The 24,204-nt window shown below is 74.2% G+C and carries 21 protein-coding genes and 1 tRNA gene; 7 read left to right on the top strand and 15 right to left on the bottom strand.

The window, feature by feature from the left end; genetic code table 11:
* From ACI799_RS06040 to ACI799_RS06025, 4 genes are all read right to left on the bottom strand, one after another.
* On the bottom strand, positions 1-1,418 hold a 1,418-nt coding region (locus ACI799_RS06040), incomplete at its 3' end, for a DEAD/DEAH box helicase family protein (protein ID WP_456612623.1).
* Positions 1,415-3,061, bottom strand: coding sequence for a site-specific DNA-methyltransferase (locus ACI799_RS06035; RefSeq protein WP_456612622.1), 1,647 nt, complete (start codon positions 3,059-3,061; stop codon positions 1,415-1,417). The genes ACI799_RS06035 and ACI799_RS06040, both read right to left, overlap by 4 nt.
* Before the next feature lie 301 nt (positions 3,062-3,362).
* Positions 3,363-3,851 carry a DNA N-6-adenine-methyltransferase gene (locus tag ACI799_RS06030; RefSeq protein ID WP_456612621.1) on the bottom strand — a complete coding sequence of 163 codons (489 nt, stop codon included), beginning with the start codon at positions 3,849-3,851 and terminating at the stop codon, positions 3,363-3,365.
* Positions 3,852-4,056: 205 nt separating this feature from the next.
* On the bottom strand, positions 4,057-4,197 hold the full coding sequence (locus ACI799_RS06025; protein ID WP_456612620.1) for a helix-turn-helix domain-containing protein: 141 nt from the start codon (positions 4,195-4,197) through the stop codon (positions 4,057-4,059).
* A 105-nt stretch (positions 4,198-4,302) separates the two neighbouring features.
* On the opposite strand from ACI799_RS06025, the gene ACI799_RS06020 reads away from it, so the two are divergent.
* Complete coding sequence (locus tag ACI799_RS06020) at positions 4,303-5,526, top strand: hypothetical protein (RefSeq protein ID WP_456612619.1); 1,224 nt, start codon at positions 4,303-4,305, stop codon at positions 5,524-5,526.
* Entirely contained in the window at positions 5,523-7,415 is a 1,893-nt protein-coding gene (locus tag ACI799_RS06015) for a hypothetical protein (RefSeq protein ID WP_456612618.1), read from the top strand. The genes ACI799_RS06020 and ACI799_RS06015 overlap by 4 nt, the downstream gene beginning before the upstream one ends.
* Positions 7,416-7,676: 261 nt before the next feature.
* Here the strand turns inward: ACI799_RS06015 and ACI799_RS06010 are convergent.
* Positions 7,677-7,752: transfer RNA gene (locus ACI799_RS06010), tRNA-Arg, on the bottom strand.
* Between the two features lie 121 nt (positions 7,753-7,873).
* Here ACI799_RS06010 and ACI799_RS06005 point away from each other — a divergent pair.
* From ACI799_RS06005 to ACI799_RS05995, 3 genes are read left to right on the top strand one after another with little or no spacing between them, the layout of a single operon-like run.
* Positions 7,874-8,254, top strand: coding sequence for a GNAT family N-acetyltransferase (locus ACI799_RS06005; protein WP_456588027.1), 381 nt, complete (start codon positions 7,874-7,876; stop codon positions 8,252-8,254).
* Between the two features lie 34 nt (positions 8,255-8,288).
* Complete coding sequence (locus ACI799_RS06000; protein ID WP_456612617.1) at positions 8,289-9,098, top strand: Fpg/Nei family DNA glycosylase; 810 nt, start codon at positions 8,289-8,291, stop codon at positions 9,096-9,098.
* 45 nt (positions 9,099-9,143) lie between these two features.
* A complete protein-coding gene (locus tag ACI799_RS05995) occupies positions 9,144-9,971 on the top strand; it encodes a hypothetical protein (RefSeq protein ID WP_456612616.1) in 828 nt (275 codons plus the stop codon).
* Positions 9,972-9,983: 12 nt separating this feature from the next.
* On the opposite strand, the gene ACI799_RS05990 is transcribed toward ACI799_RS05995, so the two are convergent.
* A complete protein-coding gene (locus tag ACI799_RS05990; protein ID WP_456599106.1) occupies positions 9,984-10,292 on the bottom strand; it encodes a putative quinol monooxygenase in 309 nt (102 codons plus the stop codon).
* Between the two features lie 82 nt (positions 10,293-10,374).
* On the opposite strand from ACI799_RS05990, the gene ACI799_RS05985 reads away from it, so the two are divergent.
* Positions 10,375-11,784 (top strand): FAD-dependent oxidoreductase, encoded by a 1,410-nt coding sequence (locus tag ACI799_RS05985; RefSeq protein WP_456588031.1) that lies wholly within the window; start codon positions 10,375-10,377, stop codon positions 11,782-11,784.
* A 1-nt stretch (position 11,785) separates the two neighbouring features.
* On the opposite strand, the gene ACI799_RS05980 is transcribed toward ACI799_RS05985, so the two are convergent.
* The 7 genes from ACI799_RS05980 to ACI799_RS05950 all read right to left on the bottom strand — a co-directional run bounded on the left by ACI799_RS05980 (position 11,786) and on the right by ACI799_RS05950 (position 21,156).
* Complete coding sequence (locus tag ACI799_RS05980) at positions 11,786-12,859, bottom strand: inositol monophosphatase family protein (RefSeq protein ID WP_456599105.1); 1,074 nt, start codon at positions 12,857-12,859, stop codon at positions 11,786-11,788.
* Entirely contained in the window at positions 12,852-15,653 is a 2,802-nt protein-coding gene (ppc, locus tag ACI799_RS05975; protein ID WP_456612615.1) for a phosphoenolpyruvate carboxylase, read from the bottom strand. The genes ACI799_RS05980 and ppc overlap by 8 nt, the downstream gene beginning before the upstream one ends.
* 111 nt (positions 15,654-15,764) lie before the next feature.
* Positions 15,765-16,880, bottom strand: coding sequence for a hypothetical protein (locus ACI799_RS05970; RefSeq protein ID WP_456612614.1), 1,116 nt, complete (start codon positions 16,878-16,880; stop codon positions 15,765-15,767).
* A gap of 165 nt (positions 16,881-17,045) precedes the next feature.
* Positions 17,046-17,906, bottom strand: coding sequence for a tetratricopeptide repeat protein (locus tag ACI799_RS05965; RefSeq protein ID WP_456588035.1), 861 nt, complete (start codon positions 17,904-17,906; stop codon positions 17,046-17,048).
* Between the two features lie 116 nt (positions 17,907-18,022).
* A complete protein-coding gene (locus tag ACI799_RS05960) occupies positions 18,023-19,003 on the bottom strand; it encodes a TIGR03557 family F420-dependent LLM class oxidoreductase (protein ID WP_456588036.1) in 981 nt (326 codons plus the stop codon).
* Between the two features lie 51 nt (positions 19,004-19,054).
* Positions 19,055-20,245: an ABC transporter permease gene (locus tag ACI799_RS05955; protein WP_456588037.1), complete on the bottom strand. Its 1,191-nt coding sequence runs from the start codon at positions 20,243-20,245 to the stop codon at positions 19,055-19,057.
* Complete coding sequence (locus ACI799_RS05950) at positions 20,242-21,156, bottom strand: ABC transporter ATP-binding protein (protein ID WP_456588038.1); 915 nt, start codon at positions 21,154-21,156, stop codon at positions 20,242-20,244. The genes ACI799_RS05955 and ACI799_RS05950 overlap by 4 nt, the downstream gene beginning before the upstream one ends.
* Before the next feature lie 142 nt (positions 21,157-21,298).
* Here ACI799_RS05950 and ACI799_RS05945 point away from each other — a divergent pair, with 142 nt between their 5' ends.
* The gene (locus ACI799_RS05945) at positions 21,299-21,967 is read left to right on the top strand and encodes a UdgX family uracil-DNA binding protein (protein WP_456588039.1); all 669 of its coding nucleotides are present in this window, start codon (positions 21,299-21,301) and stop codon (positions 21,965-21,967) included.
* Positions 21,968-22,081: 114 nt separating this feature from the next.
* On the opposite strand, the gene ACI799_RS05940 is transcribed toward ACI799_RS05945, so the two are convergent.
* Together ACI799_RS05940 and pdxH are read right to left on the bottom strand one after the other, a co-directional pair.
* Entirely contained in the window at positions 22,082-23,416 is a 1,335-nt protein-coding gene (locus tag ACI799_RS05940; RefSeq protein WP_456612613.1) for an MFS transporter, read from the bottom strand.
* Positions 23,413-24,060 carry a pyridoxamine 5'-phosphate oxidase gene (gene pdxH, locus ACI799_RS05935; RefSeq protein WP_456588041.1) on the bottom strand — a complete coding sequence of 216 codons (648 nt, stop codon included), beginning with the start codon at positions 24,058-24,060 and terminating at the stop codon, positions 23,413-23,415. Before pdxH ends, ACI799_RS05940 begins: the two co-directional genes overlap by 4 nt.
* Positions 24,061-24,204: the final 144 nt, after the last annotated feature.

Genomic DNA, 24,204 nt, shown 5'->3' with positions numbered 1-24,204 from the left:
ACAACCCCCACCCCCCCCCCCCCCCCCCCCCCCCCCCCCCCCCCCCCCCCCCCCCCCCCCCCCCCCCCCCCCCCCCCCCCCCCCCCCCCCCCCCCCCCCCCCCCCCCCCCCCCCCCCCCCCGGGTGGTGCCTGGCACGTCCGTGGGCACCGGCACGACGCGGTTCTCCACCAGCCCCTCGAGCAGCACGCCGGCTTTGGCCAGCAGCGACTCGTAGCGCTCGTGGGAGAGGACCTCGACGGTGTCGAGCAGTTCGACGCCGGTGTAGGCGCCCCACGGCAGCCGCAGGCCGCGGCCGAGGGTCTGCTCGGTGAGCACGTCGGAGATGGACGGCCGGAGGGAGCAGATGACGTAGATGTTCTTGACGTCCCAGCCCTCCTTGAGCATGTCGACGCTCACGATGACCCGGACCGGGCTGTCGGGCTCCTCGACCGCTGCCAGCCGGGCGAGGGCGTCGTCGGCGGCTTTGCTGTGCACGGTGAGCACTCGGGACTCGTAGTCGTGCTCGTACATGCCGGGGCGGCGCAGGACGGTGCTGACCGCCTGGGCGGCGTCGATGCTGTCGGCGACGACGAACATCACCGCGTTCACCCGCGGCAGTCCCTGGGCGTCGGCGTAGGAGTCGGCGGCCTTCTGCTTGGCCGCCAGCAGCGTCAGGCCGTCGCGCAGGCGCACCTCGACGCTGTCGGCTGTGTCCGTGCGCCCGACCAGGACCGGGGTCTTGACGTACTTGTCGGCGATCGCGCGAGCCAGCGGGTACTGGTAGACGACCTTGTGCAGGTCCGACTTCGCCGGGGTCGCGGTCAGCCCGACCAGGGCCAGCGGGTCCAGGTCGCGGATGGCGGCGGAGAATGCCTCGGCCGACTCCGAGTACACGTGGTGCTCGTCGGCGATGACGACCAGGTCATCACGGCCCTGCAGGTAGGCGTACAGGTCCTCACCGAGCCACTCCTGGAACTTTCGGGTGCGGCGGGTGGCCTTGTCCGGCTTGGTCAGCGACTGCACGTTGAACACGAACACCTTCACGGTGTCCTCGTCGGCGAGTGCGCTGGCGACGTCACCGGTGTTGAAGTTCTCCACCGTGATCACGGTCGGCCGGGTCACCATCCCGCCGAGCACCGACTTCTTGTGGCCGTCGGTGAAGTTGGCGACCGTCTTGTCCAGGATCGTGCGCCCCGGGGTCACGAACAGGACGTTGCGCACCCCGGAGTCGGCCAGGTACTCGATGAGGCCCGCGGCCAGGTAGGTCTTGCCGACCGCGGTCGCCAGATCGCAGACCAGCTCGACGCTGGTACCGGCGGCCGCGTCCAGCTCCTTGGCCACCGCGGCCAGGGCCTCGGCGTTCGGCGTGCGCAGCTCGAGCCGGGAGGCGATGTCGTCGATCAGACCTTGGTCGAAGGACACGGTGGGGTGGCTCATGACGTGGCACCGTCCGTAGTAGAGGTCAGCGTGACCAGGCGGCTGGGCAGGATTCCGCGGCGAGCCAGGTCGCGCGGCATCTTGCGGACCTTCGAGCCACCGCGACGAGCTGCGAGCAGCTCTTCGACACCGGGCTCGATGGCCTGCGCGACCACCAGCAGCGTCTCCTTCTCGGCCAGCTTGGACAGCAGCAGCTCGGCGACGCCGGCGGTCAGCATCCCGTCCAGCACCGCCAGCCGGCTACGGCCCTTGCGACCGGTGAACGGACCGACCGGCTCGTACTCGTAGCGCACCTGAGCGCAGACGGCTCGGGCCAGCTCACCACCGACGGCCCAGTCAGCTAGGAAGAGGTCACCATCCTCGTCGGCCTCGAACATGCTCGGCGCGACGCGGAGCAGGCGGAACCCGCCGCCGCCCTCCCAGCCGGTGGATTCGGTGATCCCGCCGTCGTCCTCACCCTTGACGACCTTCTCCAGCCGGGGGCGGACGAAGGTTTCGAGGTTGTCCTCGGACAGTTCGACGGTGACGTAGCGGCGGCCCATCTTGTGCGCCACCGCCGCGGTCGTACCCGAGCCAGCGAAGCAGTCGAGCACGATGTCTCCGGGGTCGGTGGCGATCTGGAGCACCCGCTGCAGCAGACGCTCCGGCTTCGGCGTGGCGAAGGGGACCTGGCCGGGGAAGAGCTTCTTGATCTGCTCCTTGGCGCGGCGCGTGGTGTCGACCTCGTCGGCCCGCCACAGAGTTCGCGGCGGCGTCCCGGTGGCAGTCCGGGTGGTGAGGAACTTCTTCAGCTTGGGGAAGCTGTAGTTGCCCGTCTTGCCCCACCAGAGCAGGTCCTCGCGCAGGTGGCGCTCGTGCTCCTCCTGGCCGTAGGCCCACACGCGCTCCCGGCGTGGCCACACGTCCTCGCCCGTGCGCGGGTGCTTGATCGCGTAGTACAGGTTGGGACGCTCGTCGGCGGTCTTCGGGCCCTTGTAGTCCACCTCACGCCAGGGGCCGCGGGGGTCATCGTCGGGGTTCTTGTAGGCCGCGTCCGCCTTCGCTGTGTGCGCCGTCTGGTGCGGCCGAAACAACGCGGCGTTCTTCGCGTAGACGATGATGTAGTCCTGGTCGGTGCTGAACAGCTTCGCGTCGTTCCGCCCGCTGGTGGTCTTCTCCCAGATCACCTGGCCGGCGAAGTTCGCTGCTCCGAACACCTCGTCTAGCACGCACCGAGCGCGGTGCGCCTCGGCGTCGTCGAGGTGCACCCAGACGCTGCCGTCGTCGGCGAGAAGCCGGCGGATCTGCACCAGCCGGTCGCGGAGCATCGTCAGCCAGATCGAATGCTCGACGGCGTCGTCGTAGTGCGCGAAGGTCTCGCCGGTGTTGAACGGTGGGTCGATGTAGCAGAGCTTGACCTTGCCGAGGTAGTCGCCGGCCAGCTCAGGAGTGGAGCTCAGCGCGGTCAGCGCGTGCAGGGCGTCGCCGTGGATGACGAGGTTGTCCGCCGCGCCCTCACCAACGTCGGCGACCTCCTCCAACAGCCGCACCTCGGACACGCGCCAGTCGGTGGGCTGCACCCACTCGTACTTGTCCGCCCCGTGCGACAGCAGCCGCATGTCCTTGTTGGACCAGGACAGCTCCAGCCGTCGACCACTCGCCACAGTTCCTCCTTGGTCACGCACGGTACGTCGCTCACGGACCGTGGGGGACCGCATGCCTAGTGATGTCGCCTCTGCGGTCCCGAAGGCACCATGCGCGCCACCGGCAGCAGCGCATTCACCAGGGCCGCGTACCACCGGGGTGTTGCGCGAGACCACAGGCCGGCGGCGCGTGTCGGCCCGCGCCTGCCCGCTCGACACCCCGCCCCGCGGGCGCCCCCGGTGCCGGCGCCCGGTCAGGTACTTAGGCGCACTCGGTGCTCGTTGCCGTAGCGGGCCGGTTCGACACCCCGCCCTGGAACGGTCACTGCTGGGCAGGCCACTCCACCAGCGCCACTCCCCACCGTGGGGCGCCGCCGGTGGCATGCGGGCCATCGAACTTGACCCGGCCGACGATCGGCCGGACACGGGCGCCCGGGTCGGAGACGTACGTTTTCCACCACACGGTCGTCACCGCCGCGGGGATGAGGGACACGACGGTCGTGCCGCCCCGGGCGGTCTCGACGCAGCGGGCGAGGAACGCCGACAGCGTGGCCGGCGGGGTGAACGGCGGGCAGCAGTAGACGACACCGCCGGGGCCAGCGAGGTCGCTCCAGCGCAGGTCGGGATCCAGCGCGTTGCGAAGGTCACCGGGGTGCTCGGGGCCGATCCACTGCTCGACGAGCGCACTCCGCGGGCACGCGCACGCGTCCAGAGTCACGTTCCACTCGGCGAGGAGCTCCGCTCGGAGCCAGTCGGGGGTCCACCAGGCGTCCCGGTGCTGTGCTGCGGCGGCGCGTCTCGTGCGGGCCACGCTGGCGGCCTTGCGGCACGCACCGCCGCAGAAGCGGCGCGGGCGTCCCGGACCCTTCGGCTGCTGCAGCGGCGCCCTGCAACGCCCGCACACCCGCGGTCGGGTCACCACTGCGCCGCGCCCATTTCGCTACCTCCAACGGTAGCGAAAAGCGCCGCCGACACCGGGGAGGGGGCCAGCCAGCAGGGGGCGAACCCGGGCGGCACTACAGGACCCCGATCGGCACGCCGGCGGCCTGCGCGACGCGCATCAGGGTGTCGGTGCGCGGCCACAGCTTCCCGTTGAGCAGCGGCCACAGCGTCGCCTGCCCGACCCCGGCACGGCGGGCCAGCTCCCGCTTGGACACCGAGGTCAGGTCCCCGGCGGCAAGCTGCGGAGGAGGCCATGCGACACATCACGGGGGATGCGCGCCGCGCTGCGGCGCGCTGCGGACACACCCGGGGTGGGCGTCGTGGCTGACCCGGTCTTCGCCCGTTCCGGCGCGGCAGCGCGAAAGGCGTCCGCCCCTCCGTCCACGCGTGCGCCGCGGCGGACGACGACCCGGGCCACGGCCGCGCCCGGCGCTCGTGAGGCGGCGGTCACGCAGGTCGACGAGGTGAAGGTCCGGCTGGCGATCGCTCTCGACGCGCTCGATGAGACGACCCGCCGCCGGGTGGCCGGCTACCGGGGTCAGCTGCTGAGCGATGCCGAGTGGACGCAGGTCGCCGACCTGGTCCACCTGGGCCTGGCCGTCTCCCCCACCGCAAGCACGCGGGCCATGCCTGGCCTGGCGGCCGCGCTGGCCACGCACGCCCGCATCCACCTGCTGCTGGGCACCAGCCGCACCATCGCCGGCTGGTACGGCCACGACGCCATCGAGACCTCGCTGACCACCCGCCGCGTCGGTCGGGGCGCGGCCGCATTCACGCCGCCGGAGCGGTTCGCGTCCAGCTTTCAGAGCCGGCTGCGGGCCATCGGCCGCACGCTGGTGCCGCACACGCCGCCTCCCCCTCCCAAGCACGGCGCCTACGACCCGCAGGCGCCGCTGAGCACCGCAGAGCTCGAGGAAGTCTTCGACTTCTGCGACGCCCACCGCAGCCCCCGCTTCGGCGCGCGCCTGGGCGAGCGACTGGCCCGGCTGGTGTGGCTGGGGTGTGGCACCGGCGCCCGCAACGCCGACCTCGTCGAGGTCCGCGACGGGAAGGCCGTGCACGTGCTCGGCACGGCCGTGCAGCGCACTCCGCACGCCGTCGTGTTCACCACGCTGGGTCCCACACCACGGCAGGTGCCGGTGCTCGGCGCCTGCGAAGCCGCCGTGCTCAACGCGGCGATCGGAGCCGGCGACGGCCAGCTGCTGCGCGGGCTTCGCGCCACCGGGGACGTCACCGACTCCGTCGTCCGCGCGACCGGCTGGGACCGCGACGAGCGGTTCCCACTGACCGCCGGCCGGCTCCGCCAGACGTGGCTGGCCGCCGTGTTGTCCGCCGACGTCCCCTACCCGGCCGTGCTGCGTGCCGCCGGCATCAGCGGCGGACGAACCGTCGCCGCCCTGGTCGCCCGGCTGCCGCAGCTGGACGAGGCCGCGTACGAGACCGCCCTGCGCTGCGCCACCGGGCCACTGCCGACTCCCGGCCAGCTGCTCCTGCCCGGCGAGCGGCACCCCGCCCCGCACGTGCCACTGCGAGCGCAGTCGTGAGCGTCGACCCGGTCACCGGCGAGATTCTCGACGACGAGCTCGCCGACGGTGTCGAGGGTGACGTCGATGTCGCCCTGCCCGTCCGCCGGTACACGGCGGTGGCCGCGGCCAGCCGCAAGGCGCCACTGGTCGGCGCCGACAAGGTCAACGCGGTCAAGGTGTCGGCCAAGCTGGTGCGCCTGGCCGAGGCCGTCGTCGAGCGTGGCCCGCTCGTGCCCTACCTGGAGTCGCTGCTGCCCGCGCAGGAGCGGCGTCCCCGGGGCGGCCGCACCCGCGTCCTGCAGGTGCGGGCGCTGGTCGTGGCGCTGCTCCTGCTCGCCCTCACCGAGCAAGCCATGATTGTTCGCGACGCCGTAGCCCTGCTCAACGGCCTGCACCCCTCGACGAAGTACCGCCTGGGCATCCCGCGGACCGTCACCGAGCGCATGTTCTCCCGCCTGTTCAACCAGATCGCGCACGCCGTCGACCCCTCACCGCACTCCCCGCACAACGCTCAGGCCCGCCGGGACGCCCACAACGAGATTCGCGTCGCGCACCCCGGCCCGGAGAACAAGGACCTGCGCCGGCAGCTGCACGAGGCCGTTCGCGAGGCGCACGCCACCGAGCTGCTCGAGCGCCTCGCGCGGCTCCGGTACGTGCTCGACCGCGGCCTGGACACCACCCTGCCCGACGAGCCGCACACCGGCTCCTACGCCATCGACTCCTCCGAGGTGGCCAGCTGGGCCCACCAGTTCCACCGCCAGCCCAAGCTGCCCGCGCACATCTCCGACCCCGACGCCCGCTGGAACGCCAAGGGCTCGGGCTGGTTCGGGTACTGGCTGCACGGCGTCGTGCGGGTCGGCGAGGTCGGCGGCCCAGACACCCCATGCCTGGTCGAGCGCATCGAGCTGACCGCCGCCAACGCCGACATTCGCGTCGCCGGCCTCGACGTGCTCACCCGCATGGTCGCCGACCACGAGCGCGCCGACACCGCCGCCGACCGCCCGCACCGGCCGCGCCGCGACGTGCTCGCCGACCGGGCCTACACCTCCGAGGTCGGGCGGGCCGACGACTGGATTTGGCCGCTGTTCGCCCTCGGCTTCGACAACGTGCACGCCCTCACCGAGGACCAGGTCGGGCAGGGCCGGCGGCCACTGACCAACGGCGCGATCGTCGTCGACGGGCAGCCCTACAGTCCCCGCCTGCCGCAGCACCTGCGCGACCTCACCCCACCGAAAATCGGGTCGCCGAGGTCAGCCATCACCGCCTACCAGGAGCAGGTCGCGCTCCGTGCTCCGTACGCGCTGCACGCCGTCGGTGGCCGCCGCGACGACGGCAGCTGGGACTTCGGCTGCCGCGCCATGAGCCTGCTCGGGTCGCTGCGGTGTGACCTGAAGCCACAGTCGATGCTCAAGCCGCCGACGGTGCGCCGACCGACGACTGACCCGACCGTGTTCACCCCGCGGCGGAAGCCAGCGATCTGCGGGCAGCAGAAGTCCCGGGTGCAGATGACCGAGCTGCCGTTCTGGCAGCCGACCGCGCATGGGTCAGCGCAGTGGTGGGACAGCTTCAACCGGCGGAACCGCATCGAGGGCATCTTCGGCAACGTCAAGAACGACGCCGCGCAGAACGTCACCCGGGGCCGGTTCCGCGTCATGGGCCTGGCCAAGGTCAGCCTGATGACCCTGTTCATCGTCATGGCCGCCAACCTCCGCCTGACCCAGACGTTCCAGGCCCGGCAGGAGAAGGCCGCCGCCGGCGCCGCCCGCGAGGCCGCCGGCCACGTTCGTCAGCGTCGCCAGCCGCGGTTCCACAACCGTCTGCGCACCGAGATGAGTGCGCGGATCGCTGCGGAGAAGGAGCTCGCCGCCATCGGCGACGCCCGCGCCGCAGGACCACCCGGCCCGTAGCCGCCGACCCCGGCACCGACTCACCGCATCGCTCCGCTCGCACCACCTGGCGCCTCGGCCTGCCCGAAAACGGGCGCCGGGGCCCTTGGCGTGCCCGAAAGGCGCCCAGAAGCGAGCGATCGGCGGCCGCCACTGACCGCTGAGGGCAGCACATCCACGAGAAAGGCCCCGGCGGACCCGTTCCTGGGTCCGGCGGGGCCTTTCTGCGCTTTCTCGGTGACCAACGGTCGGCCAGTTGTTTGACCAACGGTTAGCACCGGCTGGTGCCCCCGGCAGGATTCGAACCTGCGACACACGGTTTAGGAAACCGATGCTCTATCCCCTGAGCTACGGGGGCCACGGCGCGGCACCAGCTGCCCCGGGACCAACGCCAGCAGGCTATCGGGTGGCCGAGGGAACCCCGGCGGGACCCGACTCGTCGGTACGGCTGAGAGAGCGAACGCCTCCAGCGGGTTACCGTGCTGGGGTCGAAACGAGCTCCGGCAGCGTGGCCGGGGTCAGAGAGGTGGGCCGCAGCGATGGAGACCACGGTGGTCGACGTCCCCGAGCGGGGTCGGTTCGAGATCCGGCAGGGCGAGCGCGTCGTCGGACTTGCCAGCTACCACGTCGAGCACGGGCAGATGACCCTCCCGCACACCGAGGTGGACCCCGCCATGGGCGGTCAGGGCATCGGGAAGGCGCTCGTCGCCGGGGTCCTCTCCGCGGCCCGCGAGCGGGGGCTGACCGTGCTGCCGTACTGCTCCTTCGTCCGCCACTACATCCAGCAGCACCCCGAACTGGTCGACCTCGTCGCGGTCGAGGACCGGCCGCACTTCGGCCTGGAGACCGCCGACCACTGAGCAGGGGACGCGCGGCGCCACCTACGCTGCGCGGGTGCCCGAAGGCCACACCCTGTACCGCCTGGCGCGGCAGCTCGAGCTGCCGTTCGCCGGCCGCCCGGTGCACGTGACCAGCCCCCAGGGCCGGTTCGAGGCCGGCGCCGCCCTCCTCGACGGGCGGGTGCTCGACGAGGTGTTCTCCTACGGCAAGCACCTGTTCGCCCGCTTCGGCGGCGACCACCTGCACGTCCACCTCGGGCTGTACGGCACCTTCCTCACCGACACCGGCAGACCACCCCCGGCCAAGGGCGCGCTGCGCATGCGCTGGGTGGGTGACGGGCCGGACGGCGCCGGGGCATGGGGCGACCTGCGCGGTCCCACCGCCTGCGAGGTGCTCACCGCCCCGGAGGTCGAGCGAATCCTGGGTCGCCTGGGGCCGGACCCGCTGCGGCCCCGCGCCGACGGGACGGTCGCCCACCGGCGCATCGCGGGCAGCCGCACGGCGGTCGGGGCCTTGCTCATGGACCAGTCGGTGCTGGCGGGCGTCGGCAACGTGTACCGCGCGGAGCTGCTGTTCCGGCACCGGGTCTCACCGTTCCGGCCCGGCCGGCAGATCGACGCCGCGCTGTGGGCCGGCATGTGGCGGGACCTGGTGACCCTCATGCGCTCCGGCGTCCGGATGGGCCGCATCGTGACCACCCGCCCCGAGGACCGCTCCCGGCGCAGCGGTGCGGTGACCCGCGAAGACGCCCACTACGTCTACCGGCGCACCGACCTGCCCTGCCGGATCTGCGGGACCGCCATCCGCACCCAGGTCCTGGTGGGGCGCAACCTCTACTGGTGCCCCGTCTGCCAGGCGACCTGACCGGTACCGGCGGGTGCCGCTCGGCCGCGCGTACCGTCGAGGGCAGTGAGACGCAGATCATGCACGATGGTGGCCCTCGCCGCGGTGGGGGCGCTCCTCGGTCTGCCCGCGACCGCCTCCGCCGCACCCGTCGAGACCGCCGGCCCGACGCGCACCGTCGGCTACGACGTCTCCCACCCGCAGTGCGGCACCGAGCTCCCCGAGGACGCCGCGTTCGCCGTGGTCGGGGTCAACGGCGGGCTCGCCACCCGGGCCAACCCCTGCCTCGCCGACCAGCTGGAGTGGGCCGCCGGCTCCTCGGGTGCGGCCGGCCAGCCGCGGGTGCAGCTCTACCTCAACACCGCCAACCCCGGCGAGCTGCGCGAGCAGGTCACCACCTGGCCCGAGGCGGGCAGCACGCCCTACGGGCGCTGCGACGGCGGCAACTCGACGGCGTGCTCGTGGCAGTACGGCTGGGAGCGGGCGCGCGCGAGCGTGCAGTCGTTCTTCCGCCCCGCCGCCCGCGCCGCAGGGCTGGGCAGCCAGCCGGCGGGCTACACGTGGTGGCTGGACGTCGAGACCATGAACACCTGGCAGAGCGGGTCCTCCGACGCGCGGGCCCGCAACCGGGCCGCGCTCGAGGGCATGACCGAGTACCTGACCGGGCGGGGCGCACGGGTCGGCGTCTACTCCACCGGCTACCAGTGGGGCCGCATCGTCAGCGAGGTCCCGGAGGAGAGCCCGCTGGCCGGGCTGCCCAGCTGGCTGGCCGGCGCCACCACCCGGATCGGGGCCGTGGCGGCCTGCGGGAAGCCGCCGCTGGTCCCCGACGGGGAGGTCGAGCTCACTCAGTACGTCCCGGGCGAGCTCGACCACGACCACGCCTGCCGCTGAGCTCGCTCGACGTCAGAGCGCGCCCTTGCCCGGCTCCCCCGCCGGGACGGCGGTCAGCCGGCGCACGTCCAGCGGCGCGGCGAGCTTGTCGGCCAGCGCCGCGCCCAGGGTGGTCAGCGCCTCGGCCTTGCCATGGGTGCGCAGCGCCTCGGGGCTCTCCCACCGCTCCACCATGACGAACACCCCGTCCCCCTCGTGCAGCGCGTACAGCTCGCAGCCCGGCTCGGCGTGCACCTTCGGCACGGCGGCGAGGATCGCCTCCCGGACGGCGTCCACCGCCTCGGGCTTCGGGGTGATGGTGGCGACGACGACAACGGACACGCAGACCTCCTGGGACGGGGGGACGACAACGGCCCGGACAGTTGCCCTGGTGGCGCGGCCCCGGCCGGGTCAGGATGCCAGGGTGGTCGACGACGGCGCTCCTCCTCCCCCGACCGCTGAGCACCCGCTGCGGGTGGCGGTCGTCGGGGCCGGTCCGGCCGGCATCTACGCCGCCGACGCCCTGACCCGGCAGAGCGCGGTCCCCGTCGCCGTCGACCTGCTCGACCGGCTGCCCACCCCCTTCGGGCTGGTCCGCCACGGCATCGCCCCGGACCACCCGAAGATGCGGGCGATCCGGGACACCCTGCACCGCAGCCTGGACCACCCGCTGGTGCGGTTCGTCGGCAACGTCGAGGTGGGCACCGAGCTCTCCCTGGCCGAGCTGCGCGCCCACGTCGACGCCGTCGTCTACACCTACGGCGCGGCCCTCGACCGGCGCCTGGGCATCGAGGGCGAGGAGCTCCCCGGCAGCCTGGCCGCCACCGACCTCGTGGCCTGGTACACCGGGCACCCCGACGCCGACCGCGCGACCGTGGAGGCGGCCCTGGCCGGCGTCCGGCACGTCGTGGTCGTCGGGGTGGGCAACGTCGCGCTCGACGTCGGGCGGATCCTCGCCCGGACCGCCGAGGAGCTGGACCCCACCGACATGCCCCAGCACGTCATCGACGTCCTCGCCGCCGCACCCGTCGAGGAGGTGACGGTGCTCGGCCGCCGCGGTCCGGCGCAGGCCACCTTCACTACCCAGGAACTGCGCGAGCTCGGGGAGCTGGCGGCGGCCACCGTGCTCGTCGACCCCGCTGACCTCGACCTGGACGCCGACACCGAGGCCCGCGCCGCGGCCGACCGCAACGCCAGCCGCAACCTCGCTGTCCTCCGCGAGTGGTCCGGCCACGTGCCCGCCCCCGGTCGCACCCGGCTGCGGCTGCGCTTCTACACCCGCCCGGTGCGGCTGCTGGGCACCGACCGGGTGACGGGCGTCGAGGTGGAGCGCACCGCCGTCGACGGCGACGGCCGGGCGATCGGCACCGGGCAGTTCGAGGTGCTGCCCGCCGACCTGGTGGTGCGGTCGGTGGGGTACCTCGGCACCCCGCTGCCCGGGCTGCCGGTCGACGAGCGCACCGGCACCGTCACCCACGACGGCGTGGGACGGGTGCTGCGCGACGGGCGGCCGTCGGCCGGGGAGTACGTGGCCGGCTGGATCAAGCGCGGCCCCACCGGGGTGGTCGGGCACAACAAGCACGACGCCCGGGAGACCATCGCGGGCCTGCTGGCCGACGCCGCCGACGGCACGCTGCGGGTGCGTGGCCCGGCCGACGACCTGGTGCGCACGCTGCAGAGCCGCGGGGCCGAACCGGTGCTGCTGGAGGACTGGCGGGCGATCGACGCCGCCGAGCAGGCGCTGGGTGCCAGCCGCGGCCGGGCCCGGACGACCCTGCACGAGCGGGAGGCGCTGCTGGCCGCCGTCCGGGAGGCCGCCGCCCGTCAGCGCTGAATCAGCGCAGCGCGGCCAGCAGCTCGCGGGCCGCCGTCTCGTCGGCGGCGGCCACGAACCGGATCAGCGCGTCCGTGTCGGGTGCCAGCTCGAGGGGCTCCCCCGCGTCGGTGAGGACGACGCCCCCCGCGGCGGCCAGCACCGCCAGTCCGCCGGCGACGTCGTGCACGTGCGTGCCGCCGCGGTCCAGGTCGTGCCAGGCCGCGGCCGCGCCGTCGGCCACCAGGCACAGGTCGACGGCGGTGCACCCGGTGATCCGCACCCGGCGGGCGGTCACCGGCACGGTGACCGCGCCGCCCCGCGGCCCGCTGGGGACGACGACGGTGCTACCCGGCCGGGTGCGCACCGGCACCCCGTCCCGGACGGCGCCGTGCCCCTCGACCGCCGCCCACCGCCTGCCCGAGGAGAGGTCGGCGACCAGCCCGGCGACCGGCCGGCCCTCCTGCACCAGCGCGGCCGAGAACGCCCACGGCGGCAGGCCGGCGGCGAAGTTGCCGGTGCCGTCGAGCGGGTCGAGCACCACCCAGGGCCGGCCGGGGGCCACCCCGGTGTCGCGGCTCTCCTCGCTGAGCACCGGCACGCCCAGCGCGCCGAGGACCTCGACGGCGGCGGCGTGGGCGGCGGCATCGGCGGCCAGCGCAGGGCTCCCGTCCCGCTTGGTCCGCGTCTCCCCGGTGCCGTGGGCGAGCGCCACCGCGGTCTCCACCCGCGTGGCCGCGAGCGCCGCCAGGTGGGCGAAGCGCAGCGGCAGGGGGGCGTCGGCCGGTGGACCCGGCACGTCGATCGCCCGCCCGGTCGCGAGGTGCCGCACGCGGTCGCACCCCCACCCCGCCGCGGCGGCGAGCACCACGGGGTGGTCCAGCGGCACCCCTGCCCGGCGCACCACCACGGCCGCGGTGGTGGCGTCGTCGGTCCACTGCCGGCGGAGCAGCACCACCTGGCCCTCGTCCCCGACCAGCACCCGCGCCCAGGGGTCGAGCAGGGCCGGGGCCAGCGCGGCCGCCGACATCCCCAGCGCCTCCGCCGCGGCCGGCAGATCCGGGCTGGCCGCGGTGCGCAGCCCCGGCTCAGCCACTGTTGCGCAGCGCGGTGGCGATGCCGTTGATGGTCAGCTGGATGTTGCGGCTGGTGAGCTCTTCGTCCTCGCCGCTCCGCCGGCGCCGCAGCATCTCCACCTGCAGGTGGTGCAGCGGCTCCAGGTAGGGGAACCGGTTCCGGATCGACCGGGCCAGCGACGGGTTGTCGGCGAGCAGGTCGTCGTCGCCGGTGACGGCCAGCGCCATCCGGCAGGTCCGCTCGTGCTCGGCGGTGATGCGGTCGAACACCCGCGCCCGCAGCTCCTCGTCGGGCACCAGCTCGGCGTACCGGGCCGCGAGCTCCAGGTCGGTCTTGGCCAGCACCATTCCCATGTTGGACAGCACGGTGCGGAAGAACGGCCACCGCCGGTGCAGCTCGCGCAGCCGCTCCAGCCGCTCCGCGGAGCCCCCGACCCACTCCTCCAGCGCCGATCCGGTGCCGTACCAGCCGGGCAGCATGATCCGTGTCTGCGACCAGCTGAACACCCACGGGATCGCCCGCAGGTCGGCGATGGAGTTGCCCGCCTTGCGCGACGGTGGCCTGCTGCCGATGTTGAGCTCGGCCAGCTCACCGATCGGGGTGGCCGCCCGGAACCACTCCACGAAACCGGGCGTCTCGTGCACCAGCTCCCGGTAGGCCCGCTGCGCGCGGGCGGCGAGGTCGTCGAGCACGGCGTAGGCGTCCTCGGCGTCGGCGCCGAGGCCTTCGACGTCGAGCAGCGTCGACTCCAGGGTGGCGGCGACGAGCGCCTCGAGGTTGCGCCGGGCGAGGTCGGGGTCGGCGTACTTCGCGGCGATCACCTCGCCCTGCTCGGTGATCCGCAACGCCCCGGCCACCGCGCCCGGGGGCTGCGCGCGGATCGCCTCGTAGCTCGGGCCGCCGCCTCGGCCGACGGTGCCACCGCGGCCGTGGAACAGCCGCAGCCGGATCCCCTCGCGGCGCGCGAGCTCCACCAGGTCGAGCTCGGCCCGGTACAGCGCCCAGTTGGCGGCGAGGTAGCCGCCGTCCTTGTTGCTGTCGGAGTACCCGAGCATGACCTCCTGCACGTCGCCCCGGTTGGCCAGCAGGGCCCGGTACAGCGGCTGGTCGAGCACCGCCCCGAGCGTCGTGGCGGCGTTCTGCAGGTCGGTGATCGTCTCGAACAGCGGGGAGATGCCGACCGGGCAGGTGGGCCCCTCCGGTCCGGCCGGGTCGAGCAGGCCGACCTCCTTGAGCAGGACGGCGACCTCCAGCACGTCGCTGACCGACTCGCACATGCTGATCACGTAGTTCGGGATGGTCCGCGGGCCCAGCAGCGCGACCCGCTCGGCCGCGGCCACGAGCACGTCGAGCTCCTTGCGCGCCTCCTCCGACAGCTGCGCGTCGGGACGCACCAGCGGACGTCGCAGCGTCAGCTCCCCGGCGAGCAGCTCCACCCGGGCGGTCTCGTCGAGCGCGGTGTAGTCGTCGCACACCCCGGCCCAGGCCAGCAGCTCGCCGACCACCTGCTCGTGCACCGACGAGTTCTGCCGCAGGTCCAGCCCGCACAGGTGGAACCCGAAGACCTCCACGGCCTCCCGCAACCGCAGCAGCCGGTCGTCGGCCAGCGCCCCGGCCCCGTGGCTGCGCAGCGACGCGTCGACGATGTCGAGGTCGGCCCGCAGCTCGTCGGGCGTCGCGTAGGGCGGCAGCGCGGGCAGGGACCCCGCGTCCCCCGGCACGACCCCCGGAACCCGGGCGGCGGTGGCCGCCAGCCGCGCCGAGATGCCGCTGAGCGCCCGCCGGTACGGCTCGTCGGCCCGGAACGGGGAGTCGTCGCCGGAGGCGTCGGCCAGTGCGTAGAGCTGCGGCGTGGGCGTGACCAGCCGGTCGGACATCGACAGCTCGCTGCGCAGCGCCGCGAGCTCGGCCAGGTGGTGGCTCAGGGCCGTCTCCGCCTGCCGGGACGTGGCCCGGCGCAGCGCCTCACCCGTGACGAACGGGTTGCCGTCGCGGTCACCACCGATCCAGGACCCCGGCAGCAGCATCGGCCGGCGCAGCACCCCGGCCCCGGGCCACCGCTGCTCGACCGCCCGCCGCACCTCGGCGTTGATCGCCGGCACGACCTCGAACAGGGAGAGCTCGTAGTAGCGCAGCGCCTCGTCGATCTCGTCGGTCAGCCGCAGCCGGGACAGCCGCAGCAGCGCCGTCTGCCAGAGGGTGAGCACCGCGCGCCACAGCTGCCCCGACCACGCCGGGTCGACGTCGCCGCCGGCGCGGTCCCGTTCCCGGATCAGCTGGGTCACCTGCCGCTGCACCTGGAACACGGTCTTGCGTCGGACCTCGGTGGGGTGGGCGGTGACCACCGGGCAGACGAGGGCCCCGGCGAGCTCGCGGGCCACGGTCTCGCCCGGGATGTCCGCCTGGTCCAGCAGGGCGAACGACGCCGCGAGGCTGCCCTGCTGCGGCGGGGAGCCGGCGCGGCGGTGGTGCCGGCGGCGGCGCTCGTGGTGGATGTCCTCGGCGAGGTTGGCCAGCAGCGAGAAGTGGCTGAACGCCCGGATGACGTGGTTGGCGGAGCGGACGTCCAGGTCGGCGAGCCGGCGGGCGAGCTCGGCCCGGTCGACCTCCGAGCGACGGATGCGGAAGGCCTCCACGCGGGTGGACTCGACCAGCTCCAGCACCTCGGGGCCGGCCTGCTCGCCGATCACCTCGCCGAGGACGCGCCCCAGGAGCCGGATGTCCTCGCGCAGCGGCTCGTCGTCCGCGCGGTCACCGGTGCCGGGTGCACCGTGGTGTCGGAGGTCTGCGACGTCAACAGTGGCTTCGGACACACCCCGAGTATCGGGGATCGATGTGACGGGCAGGTGTCGGCCTCCACCTCGGTCCCGGCGCCCGCCCTCGAGGGGCGGGCGCCGGTAGCGAGAGCCGGTCCCTGCGGGGTCTCAGCTCCCGTCGGCGCTGCGGCGCCGGGCCGCGACCAGCAGTGCCCCACCGGCCAGCAGCGCACCGGCGCCCAGCGCCGCGGGCAGCAGCGGGTCAGCGCCGGTGTAGGCGAGCTGACCGACGACGGGGGTGACCGCCGGGGCCACCGTCACGTCCAGCCGGAGGAACCGGTCCGATCCGTCCGGCGCGAACCCGGAAGCCACGAGTGAGTGCACGCCCGCGGCCAGGTCGGCCGGGATGGTCACCGGGGCGCTGAAGTCGCCGTTGCCGTCGGTGGTCACCGTGGCCAGGACCTGCGGCTCGGAGTAGATGACGACCTTCGCCGTCGAGTTCGGCATGAAGCCCGTACCGAGGACGGTCAGCTGCTCGCCGGCCGAGGCCCGGGTGATCAGGCCCTTGTCCGTCGTCAGCGTGAGGGACGTCGAGGGAACCCGCGGCGGCACGGTCGGCTCGCCAGCCGGCGTGGCGACCGGCGCGGGCGGGGCGGGCGGCGCGGGCGGCGCGGGCGGCGCGGGCGGCGCGGGCGGCGTCCACGTCGCGACACCGTCGGCCGCGATGGTCAGCGGGGTCTGCGGGTTGCTCTGGTTACCGCACAGCATCGACTGGACGACGAAGGAGTGGGGACCCTCGGTCAGGCCCGTGACGGTGGTCGTGACGACCCCGGTACCGACGTCCTCGGTGAAGGCCCCGCCGTCGAGGTAGGGCCGGGCGACGCCGTCCACCTTCAAGTAGTAGGAGGTGTAGACGACGTCGGGGTGCTCCTCGGGCTTCGCGGCGGTCCAGTTCAATGTCACCTGGCCGGCGGCGGAGGAGGCCGCCGAGACGAAGACGACCCGTGGCAGCGGCGGCGGCGGCCGGTCCATGCTGTTCCAGTAGTCCTGGTAGGGGCCGCACTGGTCGACGGCCGCCGGCGCAGTGCCGCCCCGACCCTCCGGAACCGCCGTAACCTCGGGAGACGTCGCCTCCGACGGCTGGACGGCGACGTCCGCGCCCGGCTCCTCGGCGACGGCGACCCCGGCCCCCGTGGCCCCTCCACCGATGGTCACTGCCAGCAGGGCCGCGCCCCCGGCCAGGGCCCGGGCGAGCCGGCGCCCCCGATCCAGCCGTCCGTCCACGTGCATGTCCTCCCCGTCCCCGCCCGGACGGTCGACCCCGTCCGGCGCGTGCACGAGGCTTTCGGCAGCGGAGCGCCGTTCCTCCAGGGCAACCGCGGGTGGCTCGTACCGGAGGGCCCACTGCACCGCCCCATGCGCCCCACCGGCCACGCGAGGCGCAGCAGGCTAGTCGTGCTCGAGCTCCCGCAGGCACTGCGCCGCGAGCTGGTCGCCGGCCGCCGCCCCCAGGCGGAACTGCTCCACGGCTCCCTCGAGGTCCCCGCGGTCGGCCAGCAGCACGCCGAGGTTCTGGTGGCAGTAGGCGTCACCGGCGGAGATCCCGCTGCGGTAGGCCTCCTCGGCGGCCTCCTCGTCGCCGAGCTCCTCGCGGTAGAGGTTGCCCAGCGGCAGCCAGGCCACCTGCTCGCCGAGCTTGGCGCCGCGCTCCAGCACCGCGCGGGCCTCGGCCGAGCGGCCGGTCTCGCGCAGCAGGTGCGCCAGGTCCGCGCGGGCGGCCGGGAAGTGATGCTGGCCGGCGCGGAGGTCGTCCTCCAGCGCCGGGTCGAGCGTCGAGCACCAGCGCCAGCAGGCGACGACGGCGGCGGCCTCCTGGTCACCCGCGGCGGCGAACTCCTCGGCCACCGCCATGGCCTGCTCGCGCTCCCCCTGCTCCCGCAGCAGGAAGGCCAGCTGCAACCCGCCCTCGAGGTCGCCGGCGGCCGCCGCCCCCCGGTAGGCGCGCATGGCGCCGGCGAGGTCACCGAGGTCCTCCAGCACCAGGCCGAGGTTGCGCCAGGCGTCGGCCTCGCCGCCGCGCAGGGCGACCTCGTAGGCGTCGACCGCCTCCTCCCAGCGCTGCTGGGCGGCCAGCGAGTTGCCGAGGTTGAACGCGGCGACGGAGTCCCCCAGGTCGAAGGCGCGGCGGAAGCAGGCCTCCGCCTCGGTCTGCCGGCCGGCGTCGGCCAGGTCGCAGCCGAGGTCGATCAGCGCGTCGGCGTCGTCGGAGGCGAGCAGCCGCCGCAGCCGCACGTCCAGGTCCTCGGTCATGCCGCCGATGATCGCGGCGAGGAGGCGCCCGGCGCGCCCCCTCGCCGCCGGACCTCACCCCAAGGGATCGGCCCGGAGGCCGAACGGTCACCCGATCAGCTGTCCCCTCCGGCCGGTCAGCTGCCGAACGCCTCCCGCCAGGCCGGCATCAGCGAGCTGCGCACCCACTCCAGGTAGGGCTCCTGCTGGTCCCCGCCGATCTGGACCAGGGCCAGGTGGGTGAACCCGGCGTCGGCGTACTCCTTCGCGGCCTCGATCACCGCGCCGACGTCGTCCCCGCACGGGATGCTGCCCTCGACGTCCTCCTCGCGGACGAACGAGGTCGCCGCGTCGAACGCCGACGGACCGGGCAGCTCCGAGTTGACCTTCCAGCCCAGGCCGAACCAGCGGAAGAGGCTGTGCGCCCGGGTGACGGCGGCGGCCTTGTCGGTGCCGTAGCTGATCGGCATCTGGGCGATCTTCGGCTTGCCCGCGCCCCCGGCGGCCTCGAACGCCTCGACCAGCTCCGACAGCGGATCGGTCGCGACCAGCACGTCGGCCAGCTCGCCGGCGATGGTGGCCGCCTGCTTCCCGCCGGCCGCGAAGCCGATGGGCACGCGCTTCTCCGGCAGGTCCCAGAGCTTGGCCGACTCGACGTCGAAGTGCTCACCGCGGAAGTTGGTGTAGCCCTCCCCGTCGAACAGGTCGCGGATGATCTGCAGCGCTTCCATGATCATCTCGTGCCGGACGTCGGCCGGTGGCCAGCCGGCGCCCACGACGTGCTCGTTGAGGTTCTCCCCCGCCCCCAGTCCGAGGGTGAAGCGGCCGCCGGAGAGGATCTGCAGGGTCGCCGCCTGCTGCGCCACGACCACCGGGTGGTAGCGGAAGCTCGGGCAGGTCACGTAGGTCATCAGCGGGATCCGGCTGGTGGCCTGCGCGGCGGCCCCGAGGGTCACCCACGCGTTGGGCGAGTGGCCCATCTCGTCCAGCCACGGGAAGTAGTGGTCGCTGCTGACGGCGAAGTCGAAGCCGACCTCCTCGGCGCCCACCACGTGGCCGACCAGGTCCTTCGGCCCGGCCTGCTCGGTCATCATCGTGTAGCCCAGCTGCATCACCATGCCGCGCGGCTACCCGGCGCGGGCCGGGGCGAACCGACCCGCGCCAGGTGGTCACACCCGCTCGGCCTTCAGCGCCTCCCGCATCGTGATCTTCCCGCCCGTGCGCAGCAGCGCCGCGGCGTACACCCGACCGCCGAGCCGGACCACCAGGACGATGGCCGCGACCATCAGGGCGGCCGACAGCACGATCTCCCAGACGGCCACGCTGCCCGCGGCCTGCCGCACCGGCATCACCAGCGGGGACAGCCCGGGGATGTAGGACGTGACGACCGCCAGGGTGCCGTCGGGCTCCGCGGCGGCCTGGATGCCGACGACGAAGGCGACCACCAGCACCATGATCGTGGGCATCACCACGGTGTTGAGGTCCTCCTGCCGGCTGACCAGCGAGGCGGTCACCGCGAAGATCGCCGCGTAGAACGCGTACGCGAGCACGAACCAGGCGACGACGGCGACGGCCGTGCCGATGAGCTCTCCGGGGATGTCGACGATGTCGAGGGCCAGCGCCCCGGCGACCCCGACGACCACGATGAGCACGATCTGCGCCAGCCCGAGCAGTCCCAGGCCGATGATCTTCCCGGCCAGCAGCTGCCACGGCCGCATGGTCGCCAGCAGCAGCTCCACCACCCGGCTGGCCTTCTCCTCGACGACGCCCTGGGCGACGAACTGGCCGAAGAGGATGAGCAGCCCGTAGAGCAGCGCGACGCCGATGATCGCCATGCCGATGCGCTGGCCGTCCTGGTCGGCGTCCGGGTCCAGCGGCGTCACCGCCACCTCGGGCACGACGAGGTCGTCGACCCCGGCGGCCGCCAGCTGCTCGGCCAGCGCCAGCTGTGTGACCGCGCCCTGGACGACCGACTGCAGCGTTCCGCCGGCCGACTGCTCGACCAGCAGCTCGGGCTCACCCCCGCCCTCGGCCAGCAGCACGCCGTCGACGTCGCCCTCCTCGATCGCCGTGCGGGCGGCGGCCTCGTCGTCGAGGGCGACCACCGTGACGTCGACGTCGAGCGCCTCGCCCTGGGCCTCCAGCGTCTGCTCCAGCCCGGCGCCCCCGCCGACCATCCCGATCCGGGTGGCGTCGCCGCCGGAGCCGAGCGCCACCTGCATGCCCAGCGTGCCGAGCAGCAGCACCAGGATCACGACCGAGCTGATGATGAAGTTCTTGTCCCGGATGCGGGCGGAGACCTCGCGTGCGGCGACGAGCCGCACGAGTCCCGCGCTGCCGGGCGTACGCGACGGGCTCACGCCGCCACCTCCTGGGCGCTGGGGGCGGCGACCGCCCCGCGGAAGAGTTCGACGAGTGTGGGCTGCTGCCAGGCGAAGTGGGTGACCCGGCCGGTGTGCAGCGCGGCGGCCAGGACCGCCTGGTCGTCGGCGTCCGACGCGAGCTCCAGCAGCGTGTCACCGGCCTGCTCGGAGACCACCCGGACGCCGGGGAGCGCCGCGGCCCACCCCGGCGCGGCGTCGGGCACCACGACGCGCAGCAGCCGGCCGGCCTCGCGCCGGCGGAGCTCGTCGACGGTCCCGGTGGCGACCATCCGCCCGCGGGCGAGGATGCCGACCGAGTCGCAGAGCCGCTCGACCAGGTCCAGCTGGTGGCTGGAGAAGACCACCGGGACGCCCGCGCGGGCCTGGTCCAGCAGGGCCTCGGCCAGCGAGTCCACGCCGATGGGGTCCAGGCCGGAGAACGGCTCGTCGAGGATGAGCACCTCGGGCCGGCTCACCAGCGCGGCGGCCAGCTGCACCCGCTGCTGGTTGCCCAGCGACAGTTTCTCGACGGCGTCGCCGCTGCGCGGCCCCAGCCCGAGCCGCTCCACCCACTCGCCGGCCGCGTGCGTGGCCGCGGCGGAGTCCATGCCGTGCAGGCGGGCGAAGTAGGCGATCTGCTCGCCGACCTTCATCTTCGGGTAGAGCCCGCGCTCCTCCGGCATGTAGCCGACGCGGCGCCGGGACTCCTGGTCGAGCGGGCGTCCCTGCCAGCGCACCTCCCCGGCGTCGGGCCGGACCAGCCCCATGGCCACGCGCATGGTCGTCGTCTTTCCCGCACCGTTGGAGCCGCAGAAACCGAACATCGATCCCGGCGCCACCGTGAAGCCCACGCCGTCGAGGACGCGGACGTCCCCGAAACTTTTCTGCAGCCCGTCGAACTCGAGCACCTGTTCCTCCTGCCGTTGGGCACGTCCGCCGGAAACCGTAGCCGAGCTCATGATCACGCCAGGGTGATCGACTCGCGGGCGCGACGTCGGGACCCCGAGAGTTCATCTCGCGACGGCCGGGAGGGTGCGGTCTGATCGGTGGATGAGCGAGCGCGACGGCGTGGCGCGGCCACCCACCGGGGTGGGCCTGGAGCAGCTGCGGTCGGCGGCGGCGGGCTGCCGGGCCTGCGAGCTGTGGCAGGACACCACCCAGACCGTGTTCGGGGAGGGGCCCGAGACCGCCCGCGTGGTCTTCGTCGGCGAGCAGCCGGGCGACCAGGAGGACCGGCGGGGCGAGCCGTTCGTCGGTCCGGCCGGCCGGCTGCTGGACAAGGCGCTGGCCGACGCCGGCATCGACCGGCGCGACAGCTACGTCACGAACTCGGTGAAGCACTTCTCGCACACCGTGAAGGGCAAGCGGCGCATCCACCAGACACCCCGGCCCGAGCACCTTCGGGCCTGCCGGCCGTGGCTGGAGGCGGAGCTCGCCGTGCTGAAGCCCGAGGTCGTCGTCGCGCTGGGTGCGACGGCGGCCAAGGGGCTCATCTCGCCGTCCTTCCGGATCACCCGCGACCACGGGCAGCTGCTGCCCTGGGCACCACCGGGCGCCCCGGCGGCGACGGAGGACGACGACGAGGACGCGCCGCACCAGACCTGGATCCTCGCCACCACGCACCCCTCGGCGGTCCTGCGCACCCCGGACGAGGCGCGCGCCGCTGCCTACGACGCCCTGGTCGCCGACCTGCGGACGGTCGCCGGTGCGCTGGCCTGATCCCACAGAGAGGACTACCGGCGAGTAGGGACCGCCGGTGCTGGTTATGCCTCCCAGCGCCCGGCCGGCCTCGCCACTCTCGGGGGCGGGCGAGCCCGGCCGGGCCCCGGGCCGTCAGCGGGTGCGCTCGACGCCGGAGCGCGAGGCGCGGAACAGCCAGAACGAGGGCACCAGGAGCGCGACGGCGGCCATCGCCAGCACCACCACGATGCCGCCGGAGACCATCGCCACCGTCACCGACGCCGCGCTCGCGAGCGCCCCGGCCCGCAGGTCGCCCAGCCGCGGGCCACCGGCGACGACGACGAGGAACACGCCCTGCATCCGGCCGCGCATCTCGTCGGGCGCCGCCAGCTGCAGCATCGACGAGCGCAGCACCGCGCTCACCATGTCCCCCGCGCCGGCGACGGCGAGGAACAGCACGGCGAGCCACAGCGACGGCGCCAGCCCGAACCCGATCACCGCCCCTCCCCAGACGGCGATGGCGCCCAGGACGACCGCTCCCTGCCGATCGACCCGCGACACCCACCCCGAGGTCAGCCCCATGGCGAGCGCGCCGACCGACACCCCGGCGAAGAGCCACCCCAGCGCGTTCGGCGAGTCGGCGAACCGCTCGGCCGAGAGCTCCGGGAAGACCGCGTTGGGCCAGGCGAACAGCATCGCGATGATGTCGACGACGAACGTCATCAGCAGCACCGGCTGGGTGCGCAGGAAGGCGAACCCCTCCCCCACGCCGCGCACCGCGGCGCCCAGCCGCAGCCGGCGGGCCCGGCCGCCGGGCGGCAGCGCGGGCAGGCCGCGCAGCAGCAGCGCGGCGACCAGGAAGCCCAGCGCGTCCACCAGGTAGGCGAGGAACAGCTCCCCCTGACCGATCAGGACCCCGGCGAGCAGCGGACCGGCGATGACGCCTGCCTGGCGCACCGTCATCGCCAGGGCGTTCGCGGCCGGCACCAGCGCGGTGCCCACCAGCGCGGGGATGGCGGCGCTGCGCGCCGGCTGGTTGACCGCCGCGAAGCCGGAGACGAACGCGGTGAGCACCCACAGCAGCACGAGGTTCCCGCCGCCGGGCAGCAGCGCCTGGAGGGCCAGCAGAGCGCTCGTGACCGCGGCGCCCGTCGAGGTGACGAGCATCAGCGTCCGCCGGTCGACGACGTCGGCGATCGCACCGCCGAGGAGCCCGAACACCACGAGCGGTACCAGCGCGACCAGCGAGGTGAGCCCGACGAACAGCGACCGGCCGGTGAGCTCGTAGACCTGGTAGGGGACGGCGACCAGCGTCATCTGCTGGCCGATCATCGTGGCCGCGACACCGCCGAAGAGCCGGCGGTAGGCCGGGACGCGCAGCGGCGTGGTGTCCACCGCCCACCCGCGCCGCCGCACCGGCTCGGGCACCGGCTCCACCACCGCCCGGTCCGGTTCGACCGGGTCGACCGGCCCGGGCGGCCCGCTCACGGGGCGAGCCGCTGGACGATCCAGCCCCCGCCCTCCGCCGTGTCGCGGACGAACCGCAGCCGGTCGTGCAACCGGTCCCCACCGCCCTGCCAGAACTCGACCCGTTCGGGCACCACCCGGTAGCCGCCCCACGCCGCGGGGCGGGGCAGCTTCCCCTCCGGCGTCTGCTGGTCCAGCAGCCGCACCCGCTCCTCGAGCTCGTGCCGGGAGTCGACGACGGTCGACTGCACCGAGGCCGCCGCCGCCAGCTGCGAGCCGCGTGGCCGCGGGTCCCACAGCGCATCGGAGGCGGCATCGCCGATCCGTTCCACCCGACCGGCCACCCGCACCTGCCGCTGCAGCGCGTGCCACGGGAAGACCAGCGCCGCGCGGGGGTTGACCGCCAGCTGCGCGCCCTTGGCCGAGGCGTAGCTGGTGCCGAACACGATCCCGTCGGTGTCGTAGCCCTTCATCAGCACGATCCGGGCATCCGGGGCGCCGTCGGCGTCGGCGGTCGCGACCACGACGGCGTTGGGCTCCGGGAGGTCCGCGGCGACGGCGTCGGCGAACCAGCGGTCGAACTGCTCGACCCAGGTGGCGGCGAGCTCGTCCTCGCGCAGCCGCCCGAGCGTGTAGTCGTTGCGCATGCGGGTCAGGTCGGGCACGCCGCCATGCTGACACCGGCGGCGCGGGTCGGCTCGGGAGGGCGTCCACCGCGCCCCCCGTGTGCCAGGACGGGGCCGACGGCCTAGGGTCGGCTGGCAATCGTGCGCCGTGTCCTGCGCGCACGTGGGTCCACGCGCAGAGGA

The sequence above is a fragment of the Blastococcus sp. SYSU DS0753 genome (genome assembly GCF_054051175.1).
The sequence above is the reverse complement of the archived record's forward strand: the minus strand, read 5'-3'. Positions and strand labels throughout refer to the sequence as shown.